This is a genomic window from Tepidamorphus sp. 3E244 (assembly GCF_046159835.1).
In the GTDB taxonomy this organism is placed as follows: Bacteria; Pseudomonadota; Alphaproteobacteria; order Rhizobiales; family Tepidamorphaceae; genus JACKJK01.
In genome coordinates, this window is the sequence record NZ_JBJXCY010000001.1 from 641,191 (window position 1) to 663,444 (window position 22,254).

The window sequence follows — 22,254 nt, forward strand, 5'->3', positions numbered from 1 at the left end:
CGCGCGCAAAGGCTCAGCCGTGTGCCCAGTCCCAGTAGAGCTGGCGTGCGCGCTCGTAGACCGGGCCTGGCTGCATGTGGTGGTCGTCGATCCGGTTGATCGGGCTGACCTTGAGATAGTTTCCGGTCGAGAACAGTTCGTCCGCTTCCAGCAACTCGCCATAGCCTATGGACCGCTCGTGGACGGAGACGCCGTCCTTGCGCAGCAGCGAGATAACCCGCTGGCGGGTGATGCCGTTGAGAAACGTTCCATTGGGGTAGGGCGTGTGGACCGCGCCATCCTTCACCATCATCAGGTTCGCGGTGGCGAGTTCGGCAACGTTCGATAGCGAGTCCAGCACCACCGCGTTGTTGAAGCCTTTCGCCTGCACCTCGCGCAGCGCGCGGCCCGAATTGGGGTAGAGGCAGGCGGCTTTGGCGTTGACCGGCGCGGTCTCGATCGTCGGGCGGCGGAACGAGCATCTCGTGACCGCGATGGGCTGCGGCTCCGGCATCTCGGCTTCGTACATGCACAGGCAGAACTGGGTGGATTCCGCCAGCGGCGGGACGGAGACGTAGCCGCCTTCCTCGGCCCAGTACATCGGCTTGATGTAGAGCGCGGTTTCGCCGCCGAACTTCGACAGCCCTTCCTGCACAAGCTCGAGGATTTCGCCGGTCTGCATCGTGGCATTCAGCCCGAGCGCGCCAGCAGAATTCTGCACCCGCTCGCAATGGCGGTCGAGGTCCGGCGTCACGCCTTCGAATGCGCGCGCACCGTCGAAGACGCACGATCCGAGCCAAAGCGCATGGGTGCGCGGGCCGACGATGCCGGGATTGCCTTCCAGCCACTCGCCCTTGAACCACGTCCACGTCTTCGTGTGCTGCGCCATCGCGTCTTCTCCCGCACGCGTTTCCCTTGGCGCCTATCCAACGGCTGCACGCTGGCCCGGTCAACCGTCGAGCGCGCAGGGCAGCCGCGACACGCGCGCTTTGCTGCGCCTGCGAACGCGCCATACGAATTTGTGAGTTGCGCCCGCGCGCGAGGTGTCCACGATGGCAGAAGCGACGCAAGTCGCGGGTAGGCTGGCGTGCATGGCGCATGGCGGTCGCCTGCTCATGTGCCGCGCCAATTCGATCACGCAGAGGATAACCCCCACCATGATCCGCAACCTGACCCTTCTCGCCACGGCCGGCATCCTCGCCGGCGGAATTGCCGCCGCCGCTGCAAGCGATGACCCCATCGCCGACCGGCAGATGATGATGAAGAACACGGGCGCTGCCATCGGCACGCTGGCGAAGATGGCGAAGGGCGAGATGGAATTCGACGCGACCGCTGCCAACCTCGCCGTGCGCACCATGAACAACGCGGCCATTGGCTTCGTGCACCTCTTCCCCGAGGATTCCATGGAAGGCGGCGACACCGAGGCCGGACCGAAGATCTGGGAAGACATGGCAGGCTTCGTCGAAAAGGCGCGCGCCATGGAGACGGTCACGGCCGATGCCATCGCGTTCCCGGCGGAGTCGCTGGACGACGTGAAGGAACAGCTCGGCAAGATCGGCGGCACCTGCAAGGCCTGCCACGACGACTACCGCGTGAAGAAGAGCTGACCTGACAGCTTGACAGGCATGGCCGGCACCGGAAGGCTGGCGGAATGAAAACGCTGGTTCGCATGATCGTTCTGCTGGCCCTAATTGGCGCCGGCCTGTTCTGGTATCTCTCCGAGCCGACACGGCTCTCCGCGCTGCCAGCCGACCTCAACGGCTACACGGCGGACGTCGAAAACGGCGAACGCATCTTCTACGCGGGCGGGTGTTCCTCCTGTCACGCAGCGCCTGAGGCCGAGAACAAGACCGAACTGCCCGGCGGGGTCCGCCTCGCCAGCGATTTCGGAACGTTCATCGCGCCCAACATCTCGCCCCACCCGCAGGACGGCATCGGGTCGTGGAGCACGCTCGACTTCATCAATGCTATGCACTATGGCGCGTCGCCCGGCGGCAGCCACTACTACCCGGCCTTCCCCTACACCTCGTACCAGCGGATGCGCCTTGAGGATCTCGTCGACCTGAAGGTCTATCTCGACACGCTGCCGCAGGTCGCGGGCAAGGCCCCCGACCACGAAGTCGGATTCCCCTTCAACGTGCGGCGCGGACTTGGCCTGTGGAAGCTGCTCTACCTGGACGGCGAGCGGTTCGAGCCGGACCCGGATGCCAGCGACGAGATCAATCGCGGTGCCTATCTCGTGACCGGGCCGGGACACTGCGGCGAGTGCCACACCCCGCGTGACTTCATCGGGGGCTTGCGCCGTTCACAGTGGCTGGCCGGCGCGCCGAACCCGGAAGGCAAGGGCATCATCCCCAACATCACCCCGCACGAGCAGGGCATCGGCTCGTGGTTGGCGGAGGATATCGCCTACGCGCTGGAATCGGGCTTCACGCCCGACTACGACACGCTCGGCGGGTCCATGGGGGCCGTGGTCGGCAACACGGCGAAACTGCCGGCGGAAGACCGCGCGGCGATGGCGGCATACCTCAAGTCCATCCCGGCGCTGCCGAACGGATTTCAGTGATCAAAACTTATTTTTATGACGCAGTGATCTTGTGACCGACTTGGTCTGACCACACTGAGCGCAAACGTCCTTATTGCGAGCAAAATCAGTCGTTAGTGCCAACGCTCGCGCGATTGGATTTATTTGCTGCCGTGGGCTGACGTCTGCACCTTCCGACAAGCAATCATCGCAGATTGGATTGGGAGTTCTGCTGACAAGAAAATCATAAATTCTTTCGTGGTTATCCATTTTAGATTTGCCCTGCGGTTTCCATGGCCCTGCAATATCTTAAACCCGCAGGTAGGTCGCAGCCAGGCACAGCACCACGATGGCCGTCAGCAGGTGGCGCAGGTTCATCCACCATGGCGGCGTCAGGCCCCAGCGGCTGAACAGCCAGTCGAGGCCGAGCAGGCCGAGGAAACCGATGACGAGGTTGGCGGAGGCTGCATGTGCCCCGCCGCCGGTGGTGAAGAAGGCCCACAGGGCCGGCAGCACCGACAGGGCATAGGCAAGCGTCGCCCGCCGCCCGTCAGCCTTGGTGGCAAATCCCCAAAGCACGCCGGACATGAAGGCGAGGATCACCGCGCCGTAGAACAGCTGCACATACGGCCCGACGAACCGCCCGCCGCCGCGCGGCGAGTTGCGGATTGCCGGACCGCTCAGCCTTTGGCCAGTTCGTCGATGATCCGCACCCATGAGCGGATGCCCTTGTGGAAGCTCTTGAGGTTGTACTTCTCGTTGGGCGAGTGGATCGCGTCGTCCTCGAGCGCGAAGCCGACGAGAAGCGTGTCCATGCCGAGCGCGCGCTTGAAATCGCCGACGATGGGGATGGAGCCGCCCATGCCGATCAGCACTGCGTCCTTGTCCCACTCGGCTTTCAGTGCCTCGCGTGCTGCGGAAAGGTGCGGGCTGTCGAGCGGCAGCTCCAGCGCCGGCGAGCCGCCGCCGTCTGCGGAGAATTCGACCTTGCAGTCAGCCGGGATCAGCGCGCGCACATGGGCGCGGAAGGCCTCCAGCAGCTTAGCCGGGTCCTGCTCGCCAACGAGGCGGAACGTGAACTTGGCGCTGGCAAGGGACGGGATCACCGTCTTGGAGCCGACGCCGGTATAACCGCCATTGATGCCGTTGACCTCGATGGTCGGCTGCGCCCACAGCAGTTCCAGCGCGCTGCGGCCCTTCTCACCCGACGGGATCGACAGGCCCACGTCGCCGAGGAAGGCTTTCTCGTCGAAGCCGAGGCCGTCCCACTGCGCCCGGATTTCCGGCTCGAGATCCTTCACGCCCTCGTAGAAGCCCGGCACGGTTATACGCCCGTTCTCGTCGTGCAGCGAGGCGATGACCTTGGCCAGCACGCGGATGGGGTTCATGGCCGCGCCGCCATAGTGGCCGGAATGCAGGTCGCGGCTCGGCCCGGTGATGAAAACCTCGTCATGCACCAGCCCGCGCAGTCGGGTGGAGATGGCGGGCGTATCGGCATCCCACATGCCGGTATCGCACACGAGCGCGACATCGGCGTTCAGCTCATCCTTGTTCTCAGCAAAGAACGGGCCGACGCTCTTGGAACCGGACTCTTCCTCGCCTTCCAGCAGGATCGTGACGGGGATCGGCAACTCGCCGTGCACCGCCATGTAGGCGCGCGCCGCCTCGATGAAGGTCATCAGCTGGCCCTTGTCGTCGGACGAGCCGCGCGCGACGATCTGCTTGCCGTTCGCACCTTCCTTCACAACCGGCTCGAACGGTCCGCTCGTCCACTTCTCCAGCGGGTCCGGCGGCTGCACGTCGTAATGGCCGTAGAACAGGATGTGCGGGCCAGCGCCGGTGCCGGGCTTCGGCCCGCCGTGGGCGACCACCATCGGCAGGCCGATGGTCTTGCGGCGCGAGGCATCGAAGCCGATGGAGTTCAGGTCCGCGACGAGATGATCGGCGCAGGCGATGCAATCGTCCGCATAGGCCGGGTCGGTGGAAATCGACGGAATGCGCAGCAGCGAAAACAGCCGCTCCAGCGCGTTGTCGATATCGGCGTCGACTTGGTCGAGGACGGGTTTGGTGTCGGACATGAAGCTCTCCAGGGGGGAATGGATTGGCGCTAGCGCGCCAGCGAACCGAGGATGCCGCGCAACAGCGCCTTGCCGATCTGGCGGCCAACCGAGCTTGCGACAGACCGGCCGGCGGATTTTAGCACCGCTTCGGCAAGGGAATCGCTGCGGCTGGAGCGTGACGAGCGGCTCTTGGTCCGCTTGCTCGCTTCCTTCTCCAGCCGTGCCAGTTCCTTCTCGCGCTCCTCGCGTTCGGCCGCGAGGCGTTCCTCTTCGGCCCGCTTCTTGGCGCGCTCGGCGAGAACCTCGTAGGCGGATTCCCGGTCGACGGGCGTGTCGTACATGCCGCGCACGGGGCTGTCCGACATGATGGCCTCGCGTTCCTTGAAGTCGACCGGGCCGATGCGCGAGGCAGGCGGCCGGATGAGCGTGCGCTGCACGATGGTGGGCACGCCCTTGCCGCCAAGCGTGGAGACGAGCGCTTCACCCACACCAAGCTGGGTGATGGCGTCCGCGGTGTCGAATTCCGGGTTCTGGCGGAAGGTGCTGGCCGCGGTCTTCACGGCCTTCTGCTCGCGCGGAGTATAGGCGCGCAGCGCGTGCTGCACACGGTTGCCAAGCTGGGCCAGCACGCTTTCGGGAATGTCGAGCGGGTTCTGCGTCACGAAGTAGACGCCGACGCCCTTGGAGCGGATCAGCCGGACCACCTGCTCGATCTTGTCCATCAGGATCGGCGGCGCCTCGTCGAACAGCAGGTGCGCCTCGTCGAAGAAGAAGACCAGCTTCGGCTTTTCCGGATCGCCGACCTCGGGCAGTTCCTCGAACAGTTCCGACATCAGGAACAGCAGGAACATCGCGTAGAGGCGCGGACTCTGCATCAGCTTGTCGGCGGCCAGCACGTTGATGAAGCCACGCCCGTCGCGGTCGATGCGCATCAGGTCGCGGATATCGAGCGCCGGCTCGCCGAAGAAGTCTTCACCGCCCTGGTTCTCGAACACCAGCATCTTGCGCTGGATCGCGCCGATGGAGGCCTTGGACACGCTGCCGTACTCGGAGCGGATTTCCTCGGGCCGCTCGACGAGTTCCATCAGCAGCGCCTTAAGGTCCTTCAGGTCGACGAGCAGCAGCCCTTCGTCGTCGGCGATCTTGAAGGCGATGTTGAGCGCGCCTTCCTGCGCTTCCGACAGGTCCAGCATCCGCGACAGGAGCAGCGGCCCCATCTCGGTCACGGTGGTGCGGATCGGGTGGCCTTGCTGGCCGAACAGGTCCCAGAAGATGACCGGCGAGGGACCGTATTCCATCTCGCCAAGGCCGACCTCCTGCGCACGCTTGGTAATGAAGTCCTTCGGCTCGCCGGTTTCGGCAATGCCGGCGAGGTCGCCCTTGGCATCGGCGCAGAAAACCGGAACGCCCTGCGCGGCGAAGCCTTCAGCGAGGATCTGCAGGGTCACCGTTTTGCCGGTGCCGGTCGCACCCGTCACGAGGCCGTGCCGGTTCGCCAGTTTCAGGTCGAGGAACTGCTGTCCCTCCGGGCTTGCCCCGATCAGTACCGAATTGTCCTGCATGTTACCCCTCGTCTGTGCCGCGCCGGCTCGTGCTGCCTGTCCGTTTTCTTATAGGCGGTTCGCCCTACATCGCAATCGAATGGCTTCATACCATTGGCGCAACGCAAGTGCAGTTGCGCGTACTTTGATGTGCATGCGATATAGCCGCTGCATCCGGCGGCTATATTTCGTTCCGTGCATGCGCGAAATTCCTCAAGGCCATCTGTAGTTTAGCTGCGGATGAGGCCAGCCCGGGAGGCGAATTACATGATGCAGGACCTGGTGCAGCGCATCGTCTCGAATGTCGGCGTGACCGAGCAGCAGGCGGAGAAGTCGATCGAGATCATTCTCGGATTTCTCAAGCAGGCCGGACCCCGCGACAAGGTGAACGAGCTCTTCGAGAAACTGCCCGGCTCCGTCGAGGCAGCCGGCGAGGATGCCGGCGGCGGCATGTTCGGCGGCGGCATGATGGCGGCCATGGGTGCCATGGGCCAGATGCAGGCGGCGGGGCTCGGCATGGGCGAAGTGCAGAGCGTGACGCGCGAAGTCGTCGACTATGCGCGCGAACATGCAGGCGACGATCTGGTCAACGAAATCATCCGGTCGATCCCCGGCATCAGCCAGTTCGTGTGAGGACAGCATTGGGGGTGGCATGAGCGAACTCGGTCTCGATCCTGACGGTCTCAGCGAGGCCTTTCCGCAAGCGGGCGAGGACCAGTGGCGCGGACTGGTCGACAAGGCGCTGAAGGGGGCCGACTACGACCGCACGCTCGTCACGCGCACCCGTGACGGCTTCAATATCGCGCCGCTCTATCCCCAGACCGAAATATCGCCTGCGCGCCCGGCGCGCGTAGAAGCCGGCCCCTGGACGCTGGCCCAGCGCATGGACCTGGCAGACGCCAAGGCTGCAGCAGAACAGGGCCTTGCCGACCTCGAAGGCGGTGCCGACGGGCTGGTGCTCGTGGGTGAAGGCGGGCTCGGTGCGCGCGGCTTCGGCGCGGGCACGGACGATCTCGCAACACGCCTCAAAGACATCAACCTCGACATGATCCGTCTGCGCCTCGACGCAGGCATGCAGACCGTGCAACTGGCCCAGGCGCTGGCAAATGAACTCGCCGACCGCGACCTTGGCGGCGCGGTGGCGAATGTCGATGCGGGCCATGATCCGGTTGCGCTCCATGCCGCCACCGGCGCGGGCGCGCCGACGCTGGAGAGCCTTGGCAAGGACCTTGCCGCTCTCGCTGTGCACGGCTTCGGCGGCACCGTCATCACGGCGGATGCCCGCGTGATCCATGATGCCGGTGGCACGCCCGCGCAGGAGCTGGCCTTCGCGCTTGCCGTGCTGGTGGAAAACCTGCGGGCCGCAGAAACGGCGAAACTTTCGGTGCCGGATATGGCGGGCCGCGTCCTCGCGATCATGTCCGCCGACGCTGACATCTTCCTCACCATCGCCAAGCTGCGCGCCATGCGCATCCTGTGGGCACGGGTGAAGGAATCCTCCGGCCTGCCGCCGGTCGCCTTGCGGCTCGAGGCCGAAACCGCTTGGCGCATGATGAGCCGCCGCGACCCTTATGTGAACCTCCTGCGCGCCACCGCAGCCGTCACCGCCGCCGGTCTGGGCGGGGCGGACGGCATCACTGTGCTGCCGCACACGCTGGCGATCGGGCTGCCGGACCGGTTCGCGCGCCGCGTCGCACGCAACATCCAGAACGTGCTGATCGGCGAATCCAACCTCTACCGCGTCGCCGATCCTGCCGGTGGGTCCGGCTATGTCGAGACGCTGACGCTCGATCTCGCCAAGGCTGCTTGGGCCCAGTTCCAGGAAATCGAAGGCGAGGGCGGCATCATCGCGAGTCTCGCGTCCGGCAGGTTTGCAGGCGAGGTCGCGGAAGCCCGCGCCGCGCTGGAGAAGGATATCGCGCGCCGCAAGTTGCCGCTGACGGGAGTCTCCGAGTTCCCGAACCTCAACGAGACGCAGCCGGACGTGCTCAAGCCCGCGCCGAAGGCCGAAAACGCGGGCGCGCTGCCCGCGATGCGCATGTCGCAGCCCTTTGAGGCGCTGCGCGACTGTGCGGACGCGGCGGCATCGCGGCCAACGGCGTTTCTCGCCAATATCGGCACCGTGCCGCAGTTCAATCCGCGCGCCATGTTCACCGCCAATGCGCTGGCCTCCGGCGGTATCGCGGCTGAGGGGGGCGAGGGCGGCACCGATGTTTCCGCTATTGCTGACGCCGCCAAGACATCAGGCACAAAGCTCGCCGTGATCTGCTCCACCGATGCGCTCTATGCCGAACACGCCGCAGACCTTGCCAGGGCGCTGAAGGGTGCCGGTGTGGGCGAGGTATGGCTTGCGGGCCGCCCCGGCGACATGGAAGCCGCGCTGAGCGAAGCGGGCGTGACGCGGTACCTTTTCGCAGGATGTGATATTCTCGACGCGCTGGAAGCCGCGCACACCGCGGTTTCACGGTAGGGAGGGTCAACCAGATGAGCGGACTGCCCGATTTCACCAAGGTCGATTTCGCCGTTCCCGCGAGCGGCGCTGCCCCCGGTGCGGAACCCTGGGAGACCCCGGAAGGCATCGAGATCCCCGGGCGCTTCGACGCGACTGACCGTGACGACCTCGACTTTCTGAATTCCTGGCCCGGCATCGCGCCCTACCTGCGCGGCCCCTACCCGACGATGTATGTCCAGAAGCCATGGACGATTCGCCAGTATGCGGGCTTTTCAACGGCTGAGGACTCCAACGCCTTCTACCGCCGCAACCTCGCCGCCGGTCAGAAGGGCCTGTCCATCGCCTTCGATCTGGCGACACACCGCGGTTACGATTCCGACAATCCGCGCGTCATGGGCGATGTCGGCATGGCGGGCGTCGCCATCGATTCCATCTACGACATGCGCACCCTGTTCGACCGCATCCCGCTCGACGAGATGACGGTCTCCATGACGATGAACGGTGCCGTGCTGCCGGTCATGGCGCTCTACATCGTCGCGGCCGAGGAACAGGGCGTGAAGCCCGAACAGCTCGGCGGGACCATCCAGAACGACATCCTCAAGGAGTTCATGGTCCGCAACACCTACATTTATCCGCCCGAGCAATCGGTGCGGATCATCGCGGACATCTTCGCCTACACCGCGCAGAACATGCCGCGCTTCAACTCCATCTCGATTTCCGGCTACCACATGCAGGAAGCCGGTGCGACGGCGGACCTGGAGCTGGCCTACACGCTGGCCGACGGGCTGGAATACGCGCGAACCGGCGTGAAGGCGGGCCTCGACATCGACCGCTTCGCGCCGCGCCTCTCGTTCTTCTGGGCGATCGGGATGAACTACTTCATGGAAGTCGCCAAGATGCGGGCCGCCCGCATGATCTGGGCGAACCTGATGAAGACGTTCGACCCCAAGGATGCCCGCTCGCTGTCACTGCGCACCCACTGCCAGACATCCGGCTGGAGCTTGACGGCGCAGGATGTGTTCAACAACGTGACCCGCACAGGCATTGAGGCGATGGCCGCAACACACGGCCACACCCAGTCGCTGCACACCAACGCGCTGGACGAGGCGCTGGCCCTGCCGACGGATTTCTCCGCCCGCATTGCCCGCAACACCCAGCTGTTCCTGCAACAGGAATCCGGCACCTGCCGCGTCATCGACCCGTGGGGCGGCTCCTACTTTGTCGAAAAGCTGACCCGTGACCTCGCCGCCAAAGCGATTGCCCATATCGAGGAAGTCGAGGCGATGGGCGGCATGGCCAAGGCGATTGCCGCCGGCCTGCCGAAGCTGAAGATCGAGGAAGCCGCCGCCCGCACGCAGGCGCGCATCGATTCCGGCGAGCAGCCTGTCATCGGCGTGAACCAGTACCGCACTTCCGAGGATGCCGAGATCGAGATCCTCAAGGTCGACAACTCGTCCGTGCGCACACAGCAGGTCGAGAAGCTTGAGCGCCTGCGCGCCGAGCGCAACCAGTCCGAGGTCGACGCGAAGCTCGAGGCGCTGGCCAAGTCCGGCGAAACCGGCGAGGGCAACCTGCTGGCGCTCGCGGTCGAAGCCGCGCGCGCCAAGGCGACCGTCGGCGAGATTTCCGGCGCGCTGGAGCGCGTCTGGGGCCGCCACACCGCAGAGATCAAGGCCATTTCCGGGGTCTACCGCCGCGAGGGACATGCCATGGCAGACCAGATTGCCCGCGTTCAGGATCTTGTCGAACGCTTCGAGGAAGACGAGGGCCGCCGCCCGCGCATCCTCGTGGCCAAGGTCGGCCAGGACGGTCACGACCGGGGCCAGAAGGTGATCGCCTCGGCCTTTGCCGATCTCGGCTTCGACGTGGATATCGGTCCGCTCTTTGCAACGCCCGAGGAAGCCGCACGGCAGGCGATTGAAAACGACGTGCACATCGTCGGCGTCTCCTCGCTCGCCGCTGGCCACCTGACGCTGGTGCCCGCTCTGCGCGACGCGCTTGCCGCCGAGGGCCGCCCGGACATCATGATCGTTGCCGGCGGCGTCATCCCGCCGCAGGACTACGACGCGCTGAAGGAAGCCGGTGCCGCCGCGATCTTCCCGCCCGGCACGGTGATTGCCGAGGCCGCCGAAAATCTCGTCCACGACCTGAACCGGCGCCTGGGTCATTCGCGGGAAGCCGCGGAATAAGAGGGAAATCCATGCGCCCGCTCGTTCATCGCCTTCCGGTTCTGTTCGCTGCGGTTCTCGCGCTGTTTCTTTCGGGCTGCATCCTGTCCGAAGGCCCGCTGTTCGACACGGCAGATGCCGTGACGCCGCTTGAGCCGGGGCGTTACGAAGCCCGCGAACGCGCCGACGACGGCACGTTCAAGCCGACCGGCAAAGCGGTGACGCTGACACTGGCCGGAACCACCTACACCATGAGCGAAGAGGGGCAGGACCCTGTGCCCTTCACGCTGTACGAAGAGGCGGACGGCCTGTTCGTCGCCATGGCCCATGATCCGGACGAGCCGGAAGCGGGCTATGCGCCGCTGCGCATCGAGGGTGGCGAGATCGTCTTCTGGGCTGCGGTCTGCGAAGTCGCCGAGGACAACGGCGTTCTCGCCAACTATCCGCAGATCGAGAATGACGGATTGTCCTGCACCTTGCCGGACAAGGACACGCTGGTGGCTTTCCTGGGCGCGTATGCCGCCACGGCCCAGCCGGACTTCCGCTACGTGCTCGTCAATCGAACCTGACTCGAACGTCACTTGAGCCACTGACTCTGACGTCAGCGCGAGCCTGACTTGCGCGTCAGGGCGCCATCCCGTGCACGCGCGGCTTGCGGCGCACCACCAGCATCAAACCGCTGCCGACGATGATCGCCGCGCCTGCCAAAACCATCAGCCCCGGCACCTCGTTGAAGAAGGCGAAGCCGATGATGACGCTGCCGACCAGTTCCAGGTAGACGAGCGGCGAGAGCAGGGACGCTTCCGCGTTGCGCATCGCGGTGATCGACAGGATGTGCGAGCCGACCGAGATCAGGCCGATGGCGAGGAAGAACGGAAGCTGGTCGAGGTTCGGCCACGACCACGCGTAGATGGCCTGCGGGGTCAGCACCAGCGCGCCGAGAATGCACTGAAAATTGAGCGTGGCTAGCGGGCCGCTGCCGGAAACCGCCTTGCGGGTCGCCACCATGTAGCAGGCAAAGAGGATACCGGCCGCGATCGCCAGCAGCAGGCCGGGCTCGAAGCCGGACGTCGGGTTGACGATCAGCAGCACGCCGAGAAAACCCAGGACAAGCGCCGCGATCTTGCGTCCAGTCAACCGCTCGCCGAGCAGCGGGACGGAGAGCACGGCAGCCGCGATGGGTGCAATGAAGAACGCGCTGATGGCGGTCGCCAGCGGCACCGTCGCGATGGCGACGAAATAGAGCGACATCGCGGAGACGAGGAACACCGTGCGCATGACCTGCGGCAGGTAGCCGCCGCGCGGCAGGGCATCGCGACCCTTCAGGGCGAAGGCGACGGGTGCCAGCAGAAGGCTTGCCACGAGGTAGCGCGCCCAGCTGATGAACAGCGGTGAGAGGTCCGTGCTGAGATGCTTGGCGATGCCGTCCGCGCCGGGGATGAGCAACATCGCGATGGCCATCAGGACAATGGCGAACAACGGGCGCTCGGCGCGTGGTTCGATCACCTGCGCCGGTTCGGTATAGTCCGCATGATCTGGCTTGCGTCTGAACACGTCGCGTCTCGCTCCCGGCGGCAAGTGCCGCGTTGGGTGTCAGGGAGCGGGGATATGGTCACAGGCGCGCCGTTGCCGATACCCTTCGGCCCGCATGGCTCGCATGTGTGTTGCCGGCAATGCGCGGTATCAGAATGGCAGCTGAGGCTTGGGCATCATGCCGCTCATTGCGCTCGGCATGTCCATCACCTCGACGCCCTCGGGCAGTGCGAACTGTTCCGGGTCCTGCGGCGACCGGTCGAGCGATTTCAGCGTTGCCGTGACGCCGCGCCCTTCGGACTTCACCGGGATGCCGTCATCGGTGATGCAGATTTCCATCTTGTGGGACGTCCAGATTTCGCAACTTTCGCCGTTGACTTCGTCCGTGCGCCCGGTGCGCTCGCCTTCCAGCTTGAAGCCTTCGCCGGCATTCACCTTCATGCCCATGCCCGGCATCATGTCGGACCACATGACGGCCTCGCCGGATGTCATGTCGCGCACGATGGTCATGGACTGCGGGCCCATGTTCATGTCGATGCGCATCTTTTTCAGCTCGCTGGAATAGGTCATCCGCGTCGGCTTGCTGGAATCGACCGGCGTACCGGTGATCTCCCACTGCGCGGTGAAATCCGTCTCCGGCGTGGGGGCCGGTTCAGCAGCCGCGCTGAAGGCGGCAAGCGATGCGGCACCGGCAAATGCCAGCGGCGTGATGCGGTGGGTGAAGGCGGTTCGAATGGCGGACATGGGTCCTCGCTCGCTCCTTGCTCTCGTTGCCGCGTGGCGCGGCCTTGACCTTTGACATGGGCCGGGTTCATCACCCTTGCAAGCACCGGTGAGACTGCTATTGCATTGCGCCATGTCCGTTGCCTTCCGAATCCTGCTTCTCGCCTTGTCCGTTTCGCTCACTGCCTGCGCAGGCCAGCGAAACGCGTCCGGAAGCGGCGCGATTTCAACAGCGCCTGCTTCGTCAATGTACACGCTTAGCGCTGGTTCCGCCGGGCCAATCACCGCCTCGACCCCTTACGGCACCAACAGCCTCAAGCAGCTGTTCCCCGGCAGGCGCCAGCAGTCGGTCCAGATCGCCGACGACGAGCGCACGTTCTACGCGGTCGCCATCTTCGAGGACGGCCTCCAGACCATCGCCGTCGAGCCGAATTCCTCGAACTCGGCCATCGCCGCCGTGCATGGGCTTGGGCCGGATGTCGCCGGTCCCAACGGCGAGCGCATCGGCATGACCTTTTCCGAGGTTGGCATGAGTTCCTCGCGCTGCCGCGCCGGCAAGGGCCTGTGGGCCGGCATGCCGATCTGCAAGGCGCGCGGCACCGACAACGTGACCTTCGTCTTCGATCCCGGTCCGGGCAACACCGGCGCGCCGGGCAAGCTGCCCCCGCGCGGCGCCATCGGCCAGTCCAAGCTGACCCGGATCGTTTGGATGCCGGATCGATGAGCCCGCAGCCGCCCGATCCGCAGGAGTTGGCCGCACGGCTTTCCGGCGGTGACAGGTCGGCTCTGGCGCGCGCCATCACGCTCGTTGAATCAACGCGCACCGAACACCGCAAGCTTGCCGCTGAACTTCTGCAGGCCTGCCTGCCGCGTACCGGCAAGGCGATCCGTCTCGGCATCTCCGGTGTGCCGGGCGTCGGCAAGTCAACCACCATTGATCAGCTAGGTGTGGACCTGACGGCGGATGGCCGCAAGGTAGCGGTGCTGGCGGTCGACCCGTCATCGAGCCGCAGCGGCGGTTCGATCCTCGGCGACAAGACGCGCATGTCGCGGCTCTCGATGGACCCGCAGGCCTATGTCCGCCCGTCGCCGTCTGCCGGCACGCTCGGCGGTGTGGCCGCGCGCACCCGCGAAACCATGCTGCTGTGCGAGGCGGCGGGCTTTGACGTGGTGATCGTCGAGACGGTGGGAACCGGCCAATCGGAAACCTCGGTCGCCGACATGGTGGACACTTTCCTCGTGCTGATGCTGCCGGGCGCGGGCGATGAATTGCAGGGCATCAAGAAGGGCATCCTGGAACTCGCCGACATCATCGCCATCAACAAGGCGGAAGGCGAGAACCGCCAGCGCGCCCAGAACGCGGCAGCCGAATACATCGCCGCGCTGAAGATCCTCATGCCCCGCGTCAAGGAATGGCAGCCGCCTGTGCTGACGGTCTCCGGGCTTGCGGGCGAGGGACTCGACAAGCTGTGGTCGGAGGTGGAGCGCCACCGCGACGTGACCCAGGCCGCGGGCGCGTTTGAAAAGACCCGCGCCGACCAGCAGGTGAAATGGCTCTGGACCATGCTGGAGGACCGGATGCTGGGACGCCTGACCCGCGACCGGGACATGAAGGCGAAAATCCGCGAACTGGAAGCCCAGGTGCGCTCCGGCGAAACGGCCGCGACCATGGCGGTGGAATCCATCATGGCGCGGCTGGGCGACTGAGCGATGGCGGCCCACCCGCGCCTCCTCGTCACCGGCTTCGGCGCATTTCCCGGCGCGCCGACGAACCCGACCGAGGCGATGGTGGACGAACTGGACAGGCGTGCCTGGCCGAAGCTACGCGGGGTCGATCTCATCGCCCACGTCCTGCCGGTCGAATACGCGCTGCTCGAGCATTGGCATGAGGCACTCGACGTGGTGCGCCCCGACGCCATCCTGCATTACGGGCTGGCGGCGAGCGCGCAAACGGTGCGCATCGAAACCATCGCCCGCAACAACGCAGCACCCTACCGGCCTGATGCCGCCGGGCGCGGAACGCAACGCGCGATCATGCCCCGCGAACGGCAGGTCTTGCGCGCCTCCGTGCCGGTGGATCGCCTCGTGGAAGCGGTCCGTCCGACAGGGCTTTTCGTGCGCAAGTCGCAGGATGCGGGCGATTATTTATGCAACGCGATCCTGTTTTCCTCGTTGTCATGGTCTCTTCGCAACCGTGGGTCGGTTGCGGGATTTGTCCATGTGCCGTCTTTGCCGGCCGAAACGTTGCAGCCAGTTGCAGACGCTTGTGTGGCAGAGATGTGTGCGTGGTTGGCCCGCCGCACCACCAGGTAATTCTCACCCCCACACAGCAAATTTCATTGCGTGCCCCACGCTTTGACGACATTAGAGGCGGCGCGAGCCATCGAGGCATCGCGTCTCCACAAAGGAAAGTTATGGCGCCCCCCAAGTCGTTTCCCGAAACCGAGCCGCAATTTCACAAGGCCCGGCTGCAGTCGCCCGAACGCCTCGCCGCGCTGCGGGCCAGCGAGTTGATGGATACCGCGCCCAGCGAGATGTTCGACCGTGCCGTGCGCATAGCCACGCGCCTGACCGGCTCTCCGGTTGCGCTGCTTTCGCTGGTCGATGGTCAGCGCCAGTTCTTCAAGGCCCAGACGGGCCTGCCGGACGAGGTTGCCGAGGAACGCCAGACGCCGCTCTCCCACTCCTTCTGCCAGTATGTCGTCACCGCCGACGAGACGCTCGCCGTGGGCGATGCGAGCGAGCACCCGCTCCTGCGCGACAACAGCGCGGTGAAAGATCTCGGCGTGCGGTCCTACATGGGCGTGCCGATCCACAACCATACGGGCGAAACGCTCGGCTCGTTCTGCGCCATCGAGGACACCCCGCGCGAATGGTCCGAGGAAGACCGCGAGGCGCTTGAAGATCTCGCGGCCATCGTTGAGGCGGAAATCGCGCTTCGCCATACGGTCGCCGAGCGCCAGCTTCTGGTGGAAGAACTGAACCACCGCGTGAAGAACATGTTCGCGCTCGTCGCCGGCATGATCCGCATGACGGCGCGCAATTCCGATTCAGCCGAAGACCTGGCCGACGCGCTGAACTCGCGCGTGCGGGCGCTGGCCGACGCTCACGAACTGATCGTGCCGGTCGTCAATTTCGAAGGCCACACGGCCGTCGAGGTCTCGCTGCAGAAGCTGGTGGCGACGCTGATCGAGCCGCATCTGGGCGTCGAGGCCGACCGTGTCGTCATCGACGGACCGCCGATCATGCTCGGCGCGCGCGCCGCGACCAGCATGTCGCTTGCCATCAACGAGTTCGCCACCAACGCGGCCAAGTATGGTGCGCTTTCGGAAAACGCCGGCAAGCTGAAGATTTCCTGGTCGCACGACGGCGAGAATGCCGTTCTCAACTGGAGCGAGGATGGCGGCCCGCAAGTCTCGGAAGATCCCGGCAAGCCCGGCTTCGGCTCCAAGCTGATCGCCATCAGCATCCAGGACCAGCTGAAGGGCAAGCTGGAGACGGAACGCCGCCCGCAAGGCATCCGCCACGTCGTCACGCTGCCGATGGAAACGCTGGAGCGCTGAGGCGCGTCAGCCGAACCGTTCCATCGACCGGCTGAAGACCGGCGCCAGCGCCATGATCGCCAGACCGACGGGGAACAGGCTTCCAGCCGTCAGGTCGTAGGAGGCGAGATAGTCTTCCAGCAGGCGACCGAGGATCACCAGCGAGAACACGCTCTCTATCGCGACAAGCGTTGCGACGCCGAGAACGCCCAACCCGAGAAGCCATGCCGCCGAGCGCCTCTCGCCGAACCGTCGCGCCATCCAGCAACCGATGATCGCGACGGCGCCAGCCACCAGCGGAAATTCGACCTGCTGGCCGAACCTTTCGCCAAGATGCGGGATCAGCACCAGTTCGCGCAGCGCGCCGAACACGAAGCCCGCCGCAAAGCCCAGCACACCGTAGAGCAGGCCAAGTTGAACGAGTCGCGTCATGTCCCGTTCGCCGCGCTATCCGATCAGAAGAACGCCTGAAGGCCCGTCTGCGCGCGCCCGAGAATGAGCGCGTGGATGTCGTGGGTGCCCTCATAGGTGTTCACGGTCTCCAGGTTCGAGACGTGGCGCATCACGTGATAATCTTCCTGGATGCCGTTGCCGCCGTGCATGTCGCGGGCGGTGCGGGCGATATCCAGCGCCTTGCCGCAATTGTTGCGCTTCACGAGGCTGATCATCTCCGGCGCCATGCGGCCTTCGTCCATCAGCCGCCCGACGCGCAGCGAGCCCTGCAGGCCGAGCGTGATTTCCGTCTGCATGTCGGCGAGCTTCTTCTGGACGAGCTGTGTCGCCGCCAGCGGGCGATCGAACTGCTTGCGATCCAGCGTGTATTGCCGCGCGCGGTGCCAGCAGTCTTCCGCTGCACCCATCGCGCCCCACGAAATGCCGTAGCGCGCCCGGTTGAGGCAGCCGAACGGCCCCTTCAGGCCCGAGACATTGGGCAGCAGCGCGCTTTCCGGCACCTCGACATTGTCCATGACGATCTCGCCGGTGATCGAGGCGCGCAGCGAGAGCTTGCCGCCGATCTTCGGAGCGGACAGCCCCTTCATCCCCTTGTCGAGAACGAAGCCGCGAATTTCCCCGTCATGGGCCTCGGACTTCGCCCACACCACGAAAACGTCAGCGATGGGGGCGTTGGAAATCCACATCTTGGACCCGTTCAGCACGTAACCGCCGTCGCTGCGTTTGGCGCGCGTCTTCATGCCGGCAGGGTCGGAGCCGGCATCAGGCTCGGTCAACCCGAAGCAGCCGACGAATTCCCCGCTGGCGAGCTTCGGCAGGTAGGTCTTGCGCTGTGTTTCGTCGCCATAGGCGAAGATCGGATACATCACCAGCGAGGACTGCACGCTCATCATAGAGCGGTAGCCGCTGTCGACCCGCTCCACCTCGCGCGCGACAAGCCCGTAGGCCACGTAGCCCGCATCCGCGCAGCCATATTCTTCCGGAAGCGTCAGGCCGAGCAGGCCGAGCTCGCCCATCTCGTTGAAGATGGAGCGGTCGCTCTTTTCCTCGCGGTAAGCTTCGACGATGCGCGGCAGCAGCTTTTCCTGCGCGTAGTCGCGCGCGGTATCGCGGATGAGGCGTTCTTCCTCGCTCAATTGATCGTCCAGCAGGAACGGGTCTTCCCAGACGAAGCGCGCGGGCTTGTCGGATTTCGGGGCGGACTGTGCGGCGTTGCTCATGTCGGTCCTCACGGCTGGGGGAGGGGATCTGCATCTTTGAGAAGATCAATAGTCCCGCCGGCCGTGGCGGAGCAAGGCCGCGCATGTCCGCATGATAGCTGCGGCCATGGCACGGGCCGGATAGGCAGTCGGCAAACCATGTGTTGCGCGCACGCCACCATGCGTTGCTATATCGCAACGCGCGGGCGCAAGGCGGTTGCCGAAGGGGCAGGTGCCGCCTAAAGCTGACGGACTTGTTGTCTGTTGCGCGATTCCACGGGGGCTGACGCGTCATGAAAAAATTCATTACGGCACTGACCATTGCCGCAGCAGCGACGCTTTCCGTGCCGGCGCTGGCGGCCGATTATCTCGGCAAGAGCGATATCGACTTCTTCTACTTCGAGGTCGAGGGTGGCTACGCCGTCTTCGACGGTGCCGACGATACCGGCGGCGGCTTCACCCTGTCGCCCGATGGCGGTGCCTACGGCACGTTCACTCTCGGCCATGTCTCCATTGATGATGGCATCATCGGCGGCTTTGTCGATCGCGCCGAACTCTGGGTCACCTATGCCGACCAGGGCGACGACGCAAACAGCGGCTACACGACCGAGCGCAACTACTGGGAAATCGGAACTCGCTTCCAGCACTATTTCGACCAGAACGCGCACGACAAGACGATGTGGGGCTTTGAGCCGTTCGTTGGCTTCGTCGATGGTGATTTCGCAAGCCCCATGGCGCTGACGATTGGGTATGACGCCACGATCTATGGTGCGATGCTGTCCTTCGAACACGAGCGCCACATCGCGCCGATGACCATTGCGCATTTCCGCGCTGCGGTGGGTCTCTATGGCGGCTCTTCCGATGCGAATTCTTCGGGCGCGGCCGTGCCGGATGATGATTTCGGCGGTTTCCGCGGCCAGCTTGCAGCCGGCATCACGCAGAAGATTTCCGAGCGCGCCAGCATCGGTGCGGTTGCCCGCCTCGACTACTTCTCCGACATGCCGAAGCTCGATGCGCCGACGGTGCTGACCACGGACGATCAGCTGGGCGTCTATCTCGGCGTGAACGTGAACGTCATCATTGGCGGCACCTACAGGTAACGCCTGCCGACATGTAAAATGAAAAGGCCGGTCTCGCGACCGGCCTTTTTCTTTTGATTGGTCATGCTTCTTTTGATTGGTCCTGACAGGTGACGCAGCGCTAGTCCTTCGGATCGAATTCCAGCGCGTGCCCGTTGATACAGTAGCGCAGGCCCGTGGGCTGCGGCCCGTCGGGAAAGACGTGACCAAGATGCGCATCGCATGACGCGCAGCGCACTTCGGTGCGGCGCATGAACCAGCCGCTGTCATCATGCTCGTCGATGGCGGCCTCGTTGACCGGCTCGTAGTAGCTTGGCCAGCCAGTGCCGGAATCATACTTGGTGTTGGCGGCAAACAGCGGCTCGCCACAACACACACACGTATAGACCCCGTCGCGCTTCTCGTTGACATGGGGGCCGGTAAAGGCGCGCTCCGTGCCATGCTCGCGCGTAACATGGTACTGTTCCGGGGTCAGTTCGTCGCGCCATTCCGCGTCGGATTTTGTGACGCGTTTTGGCAAAGGATTTTTTTTACTGCTCATTGCCTAGGTACCTTGAAACTTGCATTCAATTCTGGTTGCTCTTGGCATGTGGTATCCCACGAGGTCCGTCTCAAGCGCGTTGACGTGCTCGTGATCCGACGTTGGATGCTGCGCCGGGCTATGAAAAAATAGCGAACGATTCGCACGCGACCAGATGTGCGGAAAGAATGGTCCGGTTCGGGGAACGTTTATGAGAAGGGGGGCAGGCATGCGCGGTGAGCGTTTTGCACTGTCGGATCTAGTCCGCATGGCCGCGTTGTTCGCGGTCCTCTACGGTTACTGGCTGCTTCTGTCAGGCCATTACACCCTGTGGCTCAATGTCTCGGGTGCCATTCTCGTTGCCTTGACCGTACTGTGGGCGTTCCGCATCGGCGTGGTCGATCGCGAGGGCGTGCCCGTTCACATGCTCGGGCGCGCGGTGATCTACTGGCCCTGGCTGGTCTGGGAGATCATCAAGGCGGCGCTCGACGTCAGCCTGCGCATCGTCAAGCCGAGCCTGCCGATTTCGCCGGATCTGCGCCGCTTCAAGGCCTCGCAGAAGACGCCGGAAGGCCTTACCACCTACGCCAACTCCATCACGCTGACGCCCGGCACCATCACCATCCTGGTGGACTGGCGCGGCCACGAAGTCGTCGTCCACGGTCTCTCGCAGGACGGGCTCGACGGCGTGGCGAGCGGAGAGATGGATGCAGCCGTCACCCGTTTCGAGGGGAAGGCCTGATGTTCACCGCCGCGACCTTCGCCGTTCTCATCTCGCTTGCGCTGCTGGTTGCCCGCGCGCTGGCCGGCCCCACGATCTTTGATCGTCTGGTGGCAGCCAACGCCATCGGTACCGCCGCCATCCTGCTCCTCGCGGTCTTCGGTTTCCTGACCGACCGCCCGGAATTCCTCGATATCGGCATTCTCTACGCGCTGCTGAACCTCGTCGGCACGCTGGCTGTGCTGAAGTATTTCCGCTTTGGCGATCTCGCCCATTCGGGCGGCGAAGAGCCGGAGAACTAGAGCCGATGGAACAGGTCATCGACATCCTGAGCTGGATCCTGCTGGTCGCGGGCGGCATCTTCCTGCTGATCAGCGCGGTCGGCATCAACCGGATGCCCGACGTCTACACCCGCCTGCACGCGGCCTCCGTCGGCGATACGCTGGGCGCGGGCCTGCTGATTGCCGGCATGATGCTCCAGGCCGGCATTTCGCTGGTCTCCGTGAAGCTCTTCATGATCCTGGGCATCCTGTTCTTCGCAAGCCCAGTCGCGGGTCACGCGCTGGCGCGCGCGGCGCTTGCTGCCGGTGTGCGCCCCCACGTGCGCAACCCGGAAGAGTCCGCCGATGCCTGCGAGCCGGATTACCACGTCGATATCGTGCCGCATGACTCGGTGCGCGAGGACGTGAAGCAGATCCGCACGCCGGACGCGCTGTCGCCTGTGCGCAAGCACACCCCCGCATCCGACGCAGCGAAGGAGTAGCGGTCCCGTGGAAGCTCTCATCAACATGGTCCTGCTGACTTTGCTGGCGATCATCACCTTCGGCGTGGTGCGCCTGCGCAACCTCTTCGCGGTTGTCATCCTCAGCGGCATCTACTCGTTCCTGATGGCCAGCGTGATGATCGTCCTGGACGGCGTCGACGTGGCCATGACGGAAGCCTCGGTGGGTGCCGGCATCTCCACGGTGCTGATGCTGACCGTGCTCTACCTGACGAAGGTGGAGGAGGCGAAGCCGACCCATACGCCGCTGCTGCCGCTCTTCGTGGCAGGCGGCGTGGGCGCGGTGCTGGTCTACGGCACGTGGGGCCTGCCGCCCTTCGGCGAGGCGATGACCCCGATGAACACCCATGTCGGCATGGACTACATGGACATGTCGATGCCCGACACCGGCATCCCCAACGTCGTCACCTCCGTGTTGGCCTCCTACCGCGGCTTCGACACGCTGGGTGAGACGGCGGTGGTCTTTGCTGCCGGCATCGGCGTGCTGCTGCTGCTGCGCCGTGGCGTGAGCCTGGCGCGCCTGCGCCGCCGCCAGATCGAAGAGGAGCAGCAGTCATGAAACTCGATGTCGTGCTTCGCGTCGTCACGAAGCTCATGCTGCCGTTCATGCTGATCTTCGCATTCTACGTGCAGTTCCATGGTGACTACGGCCCCGGCGGCGGCTTCCAGGCCGGCGTGATCGCGGCGGCCGCCGTCATCCTCTACGCCATCATGTTCGGGCTCGAGGCGGGCATGCGGATCGTTCCGCCGTGGCTGGTCGAGAAGATGATCCCTCTGGGCGTCATCATCTTTGCAGGCACCGGCGTCGTTTGCATGTTGCTCGGCGAGAATTTCCTGAACTACACGGCCCTCGATCACCACAGCCAGAAGCATGCCCAGGAATGGGGTGTTTTCATTGTCGAAGTCGGCGTCTTCGTGACGGTGTCCAGCACCATGGTCGCGATCTTCTACGCCTTCGGCGGCCGCGGACGCTGAGGAG

At 64.9% G+C, this 22,254-nt stretch carries 25 protein-coding genes; 16 read left to right on the forward strand and 9 right to left on the reverse strand.

The window, feature by feature from the left end; genetic code table 11:
- Nucleotides 1–13: 13 nt before the first annotated feature.
- Entirely contained in the window at nucleotides 14–868 is an 855-nt protein-coding gene (locus tag ACKTEK_RS02965; RefSeq protein ID WP_409163746.1) for a branched-chain amino acid aminotransferase, read from the reverse strand.
- 268 nt (nucleotides 869–1,136) lie between these two features.
- Here ACKTEK_RS02965 and ACKTEK_RS02970 point away from each other — a divergent pair, with 268 nt between their 5' ends.
- Together ACKTEK_RS02970 and ACKTEK_RS02975 are read left to right on the forward strand one after the other, a co-directional pair.
- A complete protein-coding gene (locus ACKTEK_RS02970; RefSeq protein ID WP_409163747.1) occupies nucleotides 1,137–1,586 on the forward strand; it encodes a c-type cytochrome in 450 nt (149 codons plus the stop codon).
- 44 nt (nucleotides 1,587–1,630) lie between these two features.
- Complete coding sequence (locus ACKTEK_RS02975; RefSeq protein ID WP_409163748.1) at nucleotides 1,631–2,545, forward strand: cytochrome c; 915 nt, start codon at nucleotides 1,631–1,633, stop codon at nucleotides 2,543–2,545.
- 267 nt (nucleotides 2,546–2,812) lie between these two features.
- Here the strand turns inward: ACKTEK_RS02975 and ACKTEK_RS02980 are convergent, their stop codons facing one another.
- The 3 genes from ACKTEK_RS02980 to ACKTEK_RS02990 are packed head-to-tail and all read right to left on the reverse strand — an operon-like array spanning nucleotide 2,813 to nucleotide 6,125.
- Nucleotides 2,813–3,220, reverse strand: coding sequence for a DUF3429 domain-containing protein (locus tag ACKTEK_RS02980; RefSeq protein ID WP_409163749.1), 408 nt, complete (start codon nucleotides 3,218–3,220; stop codon nucleotides 2,813–2,815).
- Nucleotides 3,184–4,581 (reverse strand): M20/M25/M40 family metallo-hydrolase, encoded by a 1,398-nt coding sequence (locus tag ACKTEK_RS02985; protein WP_409163750.1) that lies wholly within the window; start codon nucleotides 4,579–4,581, stop codon nucleotides 3,184–3,186. Before ACKTEK_RS02985 ends, ACKTEK_RS02980 begins: the two co-directional genes overlap by 37 nt.
- 29 nt (nucleotides 4,582–4,610) lie before the next feature.
- Entirely contained in the window at nucleotides 4,611–6,125 is a 1,515-nt protein-coding gene (locus tag ACKTEK_RS02990; RefSeq protein ID WP_409163751.1) for a helicase HerA-like domain-containing protein, read from the reverse strand.
- A gap of 246 nt (nucleotides 6,126–6,371) precedes the next feature.
- Here ACKTEK_RS02990 and ACKTEK_RS02995 point away from each other — a divergent pair, with 246 nt between their 5' ends.
- The 4 genes from ACKTEK_RS02995 to ACKTEK_RS03010 are packed head-to-tail and all read left to right on the forward strand — an operon-like array spanning nucleotide 6,372 to nucleotide 11,293.
- Nucleotides 6,372–6,737 (forward strand): DUF2267 domain-containing protein, encoded by a 366-nt coding sequence (locus ACKTEK_RS02995; protein WP_409163752.1) that lies wholly within the window; start codon nucleotides 6,372–6,374, stop codon nucleotides 6,735–6,737.
- Between the two features lie 19 nt (nucleotides 6,738–6,756).
- The gene (locus ACKTEK_RS03000; RefSeq protein ID WP_409163753.1) at nucleotides 6,757–8,574 is read left to right on the forward strand and encodes a methylmalonyl-CoA mutase family protein; all 1,818 of its coding nucleotides are present in this window, start codon (nucleotides 6,757–6,759) and stop codon (nucleotides 8,572–8,574) included.
- Between the two features lie 14 nt (nucleotides 8,575–8,588).
- Nucleotides 8,589–10,745 (forward strand): methylmalonyl-CoA mutase, encoded by a 2,157-nt coding sequence (scpA, locus tag ACKTEK_RS03005; protein ID WP_409163754.1) that lies wholly within the window; start codon nucleotides 8,589–8,591, stop codon nucleotides 10,743–10,745.
- A gap of 11 nt (nucleotides 10,746–10,756) precedes the next feature.
- Nucleotides 10,757–11,293: a hypothetical protein gene (locus tag ACKTEK_RS03010; protein WP_409163755.1), complete on the forward strand. Its 537-nt coding sequence runs from the start codon at nucleotides 10,757–10,759 to the stop codon at nucleotides 11,291–11,293.
- 55 nt (nucleotides 11,294–11,348) lie between these two features.
- Here ACKTEK_RS03010 and ACKTEK_RS03015 read toward each other — a convergent pair whose 3' ends face one another.
- Together ACKTEK_RS03015 and ACKTEK_RS03020 are read right to left on the reverse strand one after the other, a co-directional pair.
- Nucleotides 11,349–12,278 (reverse strand): DMT family transporter, encoded by a 930-nt coding sequence (locus tag ACKTEK_RS03015; RefSeq protein ID WP_409163756.1) that lies wholly within the window; start codon nucleotides 12,276–12,278, stop codon nucleotides 11,349–11,351.
- 129 nt (nucleotides 12,279–12,407) lie between these two features.
- Nucleotides 12,408–13,001 carry a hypothetical protein gene (locus tag ACKTEK_RS03020; RefSeq protein WP_409163757.1) on the reverse strand — a complete coding sequence of 198 codons (594 nt, stop codon included), beginning with the start codon at nucleotides 12,999–13,001 and terminating at the stop codon, nucleotides 12,408–12,410.
- A 226-nt stretch (nucleotides 13,002–13,227) separates the two neighbouring features.
- On the opposite strand from ACKTEK_RS03020, the gene ACKTEK_RS03025 reads away from it, so the two are divergent.
- The 4 genes from ACKTEK_RS03025 to ACKTEK_RS03040 all read left to right on the forward strand — a co-directional run bounded on the left by ACKTEK_RS03025 (nucleotide 13,228) and on the right by ACKTEK_RS03040 (nucleotide 16,543).
- A complete protein-coding gene (locus ACKTEK_RS03025) occupies nucleotides 13,228–13,704 on the forward strand; it encodes a DUF1131 family protein (protein WP_409163758.1) in 477 nt (158 codons plus the stop codon).
- Nucleotides 13,701–14,687: a methylmalonyl Co-A mutase-associated GTPase MeaB gene (meaB, locus tag ACKTEK_RS03030; protein ID WP_409163759.1), complete on the forward strand. Its 987-nt coding sequence runs from the start codon at nucleotides 13,701–13,703 to the stop codon at nucleotides 14,685–14,687. Before ACKTEK_RS03025 ends, meaB begins: the two co-directional genes overlap by 4 nt.
- A gap of 3 nt (nucleotides 14,688–14,690) precedes the next feature.
- Nucleotides 14,691–15,293, forward strand: coding sequence for a pyroglutamyl-peptidase I (locus tag ACKTEK_RS03035; protein ID WP_409163760.1), 603 nt, complete (start codon nucleotides 14,691–14,693; stop codon nucleotides 15,291–15,293).
- Nucleotides 15,294–15,394: 101 nt separating this feature from the next.
- A complete protein-coding gene (locus tag ACKTEK_RS03040) occupies nucleotides 15,395–16,543 on the forward strand; it encodes an HWE histidine kinase domain-containing protein (protein ID WP_409163761.1) in 1,149 nt (382 codons plus the stop codon).
- Between the two features lie 6 nt (nucleotides 16,544–16,549).
- On the opposite strand, the gene ACKTEK_RS03045 is transcribed toward ACKTEK_RS03040, so the two are convergent.
- Together ACKTEK_RS03045 and ACKTEK_RS03050 are read right to left on the reverse strand one after the other, a co-directional pair.
- Entirely contained in the window at nucleotides 16,550–16,954 is a 405-nt protein-coding gene (locus tag ACKTEK_RS03045; RefSeq protein ID WP_409163762.1) for a hypothetical protein, read from the reverse strand.
- Nucleotides 16,955–16,977: 23 nt separating this feature from the next.
- A complete protein-coding gene (locus ACKTEK_RS03050; RefSeq protein ID WP_409163763.1) occupies nucleotides 16,978–18,195 on the reverse strand; it encodes an acyl-CoA dehydrogenase in 1,218 nt (405 codons plus the stop codon).
- Nucleotides 18,196–18,467: 272 nt separating this feature from the next.
- Here ACKTEK_RS03050 and ACKTEK_RS03055 point away from each other — a divergent pair, with 272 nt between their 5' ends.
- Nucleotides 18,468–19,274, forward strand: coding sequence for a hypothetical protein (locus tag ACKTEK_RS03055; protein ID WP_409163764.1), 807 nt, complete (start codon nucleotides 18,468–18,470; stop codon nucleotides 19,272–19,274).
- Between the two features lie 100 nt (nucleotides 19,275–19,374).
- Here ACKTEK_RS03055 and msrB read toward each other — a convergent pair whose 3' ends face one another.
- Nucleotides 19,375–19,794 (reverse strand): peptide-methionine (R)-S-oxide reductase MsrB, encoded by a 420-nt coding sequence (msrB, locus tag ACKTEK_RS03060; protein WP_409163765.1) that lies wholly within the window; start codon nucleotides 19,792–19,794, stop codon nucleotides 19,375–19,377.
- Between the two features lie 247 nt (nucleotides 19,795–20,041).
- Between msrB and ACKTEK_RS03065 the strand changes: the two genes are divergently transcribed.
- The 5 genes from ACKTEK_RS03065 to ACKTEK_RS03085 are packed head-to-tail and all read left to right on the forward strand — an operon-like array spanning nucleotide 20,042 to nucleotide 22,250.
- On the forward strand, nucleotides 20,042–20,515 hold the full coding sequence (locus ACKTEK_RS03065; RefSeq protein ID WP_409163766.1) for a Na+/H+ antiporter subunit E: 474 nt from the start codon (nucleotides 20,042–20,044) through the stop codon (nucleotides 20,513–20,515).
- Nucleotides 20,515–20,796 (forward strand): monovalent cation/H+ antiporter complex subunit F, encoded by a 282-nt coding sequence (locus tag ACKTEK_RS03070; RefSeq protein WP_409163767.1) that lies wholly within the window; start codon nucleotides 20,515–20,517, stop codon nucleotides 20,794–20,796. The genes ACKTEK_RS03065 and ACKTEK_RS03070 overlap by 1 nt, the downstream gene beginning before the upstream one ends.
- 5 nt (nucleotides 20,797–20,801) lie before the next feature.
- Nucleotides 20,802–21,257 carry a monovalent cation/H(+) antiporter subunit G gene (gene mnhG, locus ACKTEK_RS03075; protein ID WP_409163768.1) on the forward strand — a complete coding sequence of 152 codons (456 nt, stop codon included), beginning with the start codon at nucleotides 20,802–20,804 and terminating at the stop codon, nucleotides 21,255–21,257.
- A 7-nt stretch (nucleotides 21,258–21,264) separates the two neighbouring features.
- The gene (locus ACKTEK_RS03080; RefSeq protein ID WP_409163769.1) at nucleotides 21,265–21,834 is read left to right on the forward strand and encodes a DUF4040 domain-containing protein; all 570 of its coding nucleotides are present in this window, start codon (nucleotides 21,265–21,267) and stop codon (nucleotides 21,832–21,834) included.
- Nucleotides 21,831–22,250, forward strand: coding sequence for a Na(+)/H(+) antiporter subunit B (locus tag ACKTEK_RS03085; protein WP_409163770.1), 420 nt, complete (start codon nucleotides 21,831–21,833; stop codon nucleotides 22,248–22,250). The genes ACKTEK_RS03080 and ACKTEK_RS03085 overlap by 4 nt, the downstream gene beginning before the upstream one ends.
- Nucleotides 22,251–22,254: the final 4 nt, after the last annotated feature.

Coding starts and splice junctions, on each gene's coding strand:
- ACKTEK_RS02965 (WP_409163746.1), bottom strand. CDS start 868: ATGGCGCAGCACACGAAGACGTGGACGTGGTTCAAGGGCGAGTGGCTG.
- ACKTEK_RS02970 (WP_409163747.1), top strand. CDS start 1,137: ATGATCCGCAACCTGACCCTTCTCGCCACGGCCGGCATCCTCGCCGGC.
- ACKTEK_RS02975 (WP_409163748.1), top strand. CDS start 1,631: ATGAAAACGCTGGTTCGCATGATCGTTCTGCTGGCCCTAATTGGCGCC.
- ACKTEK_RS02980 (WP_409163749.1), bottom strand. CDS start 3,220: ATGGGTGCGGATCATCGACGAACTGGCCAAAGGCTGAGCGGTCCGGCA.
- ACKTEK_RS02985 (WP_409163750.1), bottom strand. CDS start 4,581: ATGTCCGACACCAAACCCGTCCTCGACCAAGTCGACGCCGATATCGAC.
- ACKTEK_RS02990 (WP_409163751.1), bottom strand. CDS start 6,125: ATGCAGGACAATTCGGTACTGATCGGGGCAAGCCCGGAGGGACAGCAG.
- ACKTEK_RS02995 (WP_409163752.1), top strand. CDS start 6,372: ATGATGCAGGACCTGGTGCAGCGCATCGTCTCGAATGTCGGCGTGACC.
- ACKTEK_RS03000 (WP_409163753.1), top strand. CDS start 6,757: ATGAGCGAACTCGGTCTCGATCCTGACGGTCTCAGCGAGGCCTTTCCG.
- scpA (WP_409163754.1), top strand. CDS start 8,589: ATGAGCGGACTGCCCGATTTCACCAAGGTCGATTTCGCCGTTCCCGCG.
- ACKTEK_RS03010 (WP_409163755.1), top strand. CDS start 10,757: ATGCGCCCGCTCGTTCATCGCCTTCCGGTTCTGTTCGCTGCGGTTCTC.
- ACKTEK_RS03020 (WP_409163757.1), bottom strand. CDS start 13,001: ATGTCCGCCATTCGAACCGCCTTCACCCACCGCATCACGCCGCTGGCA.
- ACKTEK_RS03025 (WP_409163758.1), top strand. CDS start 13,228: ATGTACACGCTTAGCGCTGGTTCCGCCGGGCCAATCACCGCCTCGACC.
- meaB (WP_409163759.1), top strand. CDS start 13,701: ATGAGCCCGCAGCCGCCCGATCCGCAGGAGTTGGCCGCACGGCTTTCC.
- ACKTEK_RS03035 (WP_409163760.1), top strand. CDS start 14,691: ATGGCGGCCCACCCGCGCCTCCTCGTCACCGGCTTCGGCGCATTTCCC.
- ACKTEK_RS03040 (WP_409163761.1), top strand. CDS start 15,395: ATGGCGCCCCCCAAGTCGTTTCCCGAAACCGAGCCGCAATTTCACAAG.
- ACKTEK_RS03045 (WP_409163762.1), bottom strand. CDS start 16,954: ATGACGCGACTCGTTCAACTTGGCCTGCTCTACGGTGTGCTGGGCTTT.
- ACKTEK_RS03050 (WP_409163763.1), bottom strand. CDS start 18,195: ATGAGCAACGCCGCACAGTCCGCCCCGAAATCCGACAAGCCCGCGCGC.
- ACKTEK_RS03055 (WP_409163764.1), top strand. CDS start 18,468: ATGAAAAAATTCATTACGGCACTGACCATTGCCGCAGCAGCGACGCTT.
- msrB (WP_409163765.1), bottom strand. CDS start 19,794: ATGAGCAGTAAAAAAAATCCTTTGCCAAAACGCGTCACAAAATCCGAC.
- ACKTEK_RS03065 (WP_409163766.1), top strand. CDS start 20,042: ATGGCCGCGTTGTTCGCGGTCCTCTACGGTTACTGGCTGCTTCTGTCA.
- ACKTEK_RS03070 (WP_409163767.1), top strand. CDS start 20,515: ATGTTCACCGCCGCGACCTTCGCCGTTCTCATCTCGCTTGCGCTGCTG.
- mnhG (WP_409163768.1), top strand. CDS start 20,802: ATGGAACAGGTCATCGACATCCTGAGCTGGATCCTGCTGGTCGCGGGC.
- ACKTEK_RS03085 (WP_409163770.1), top strand. CDS start 21,831: ATGAAACTCGATGTCGTGCTTCGCGTCGTCACGAAGCTCATGCTGCCG.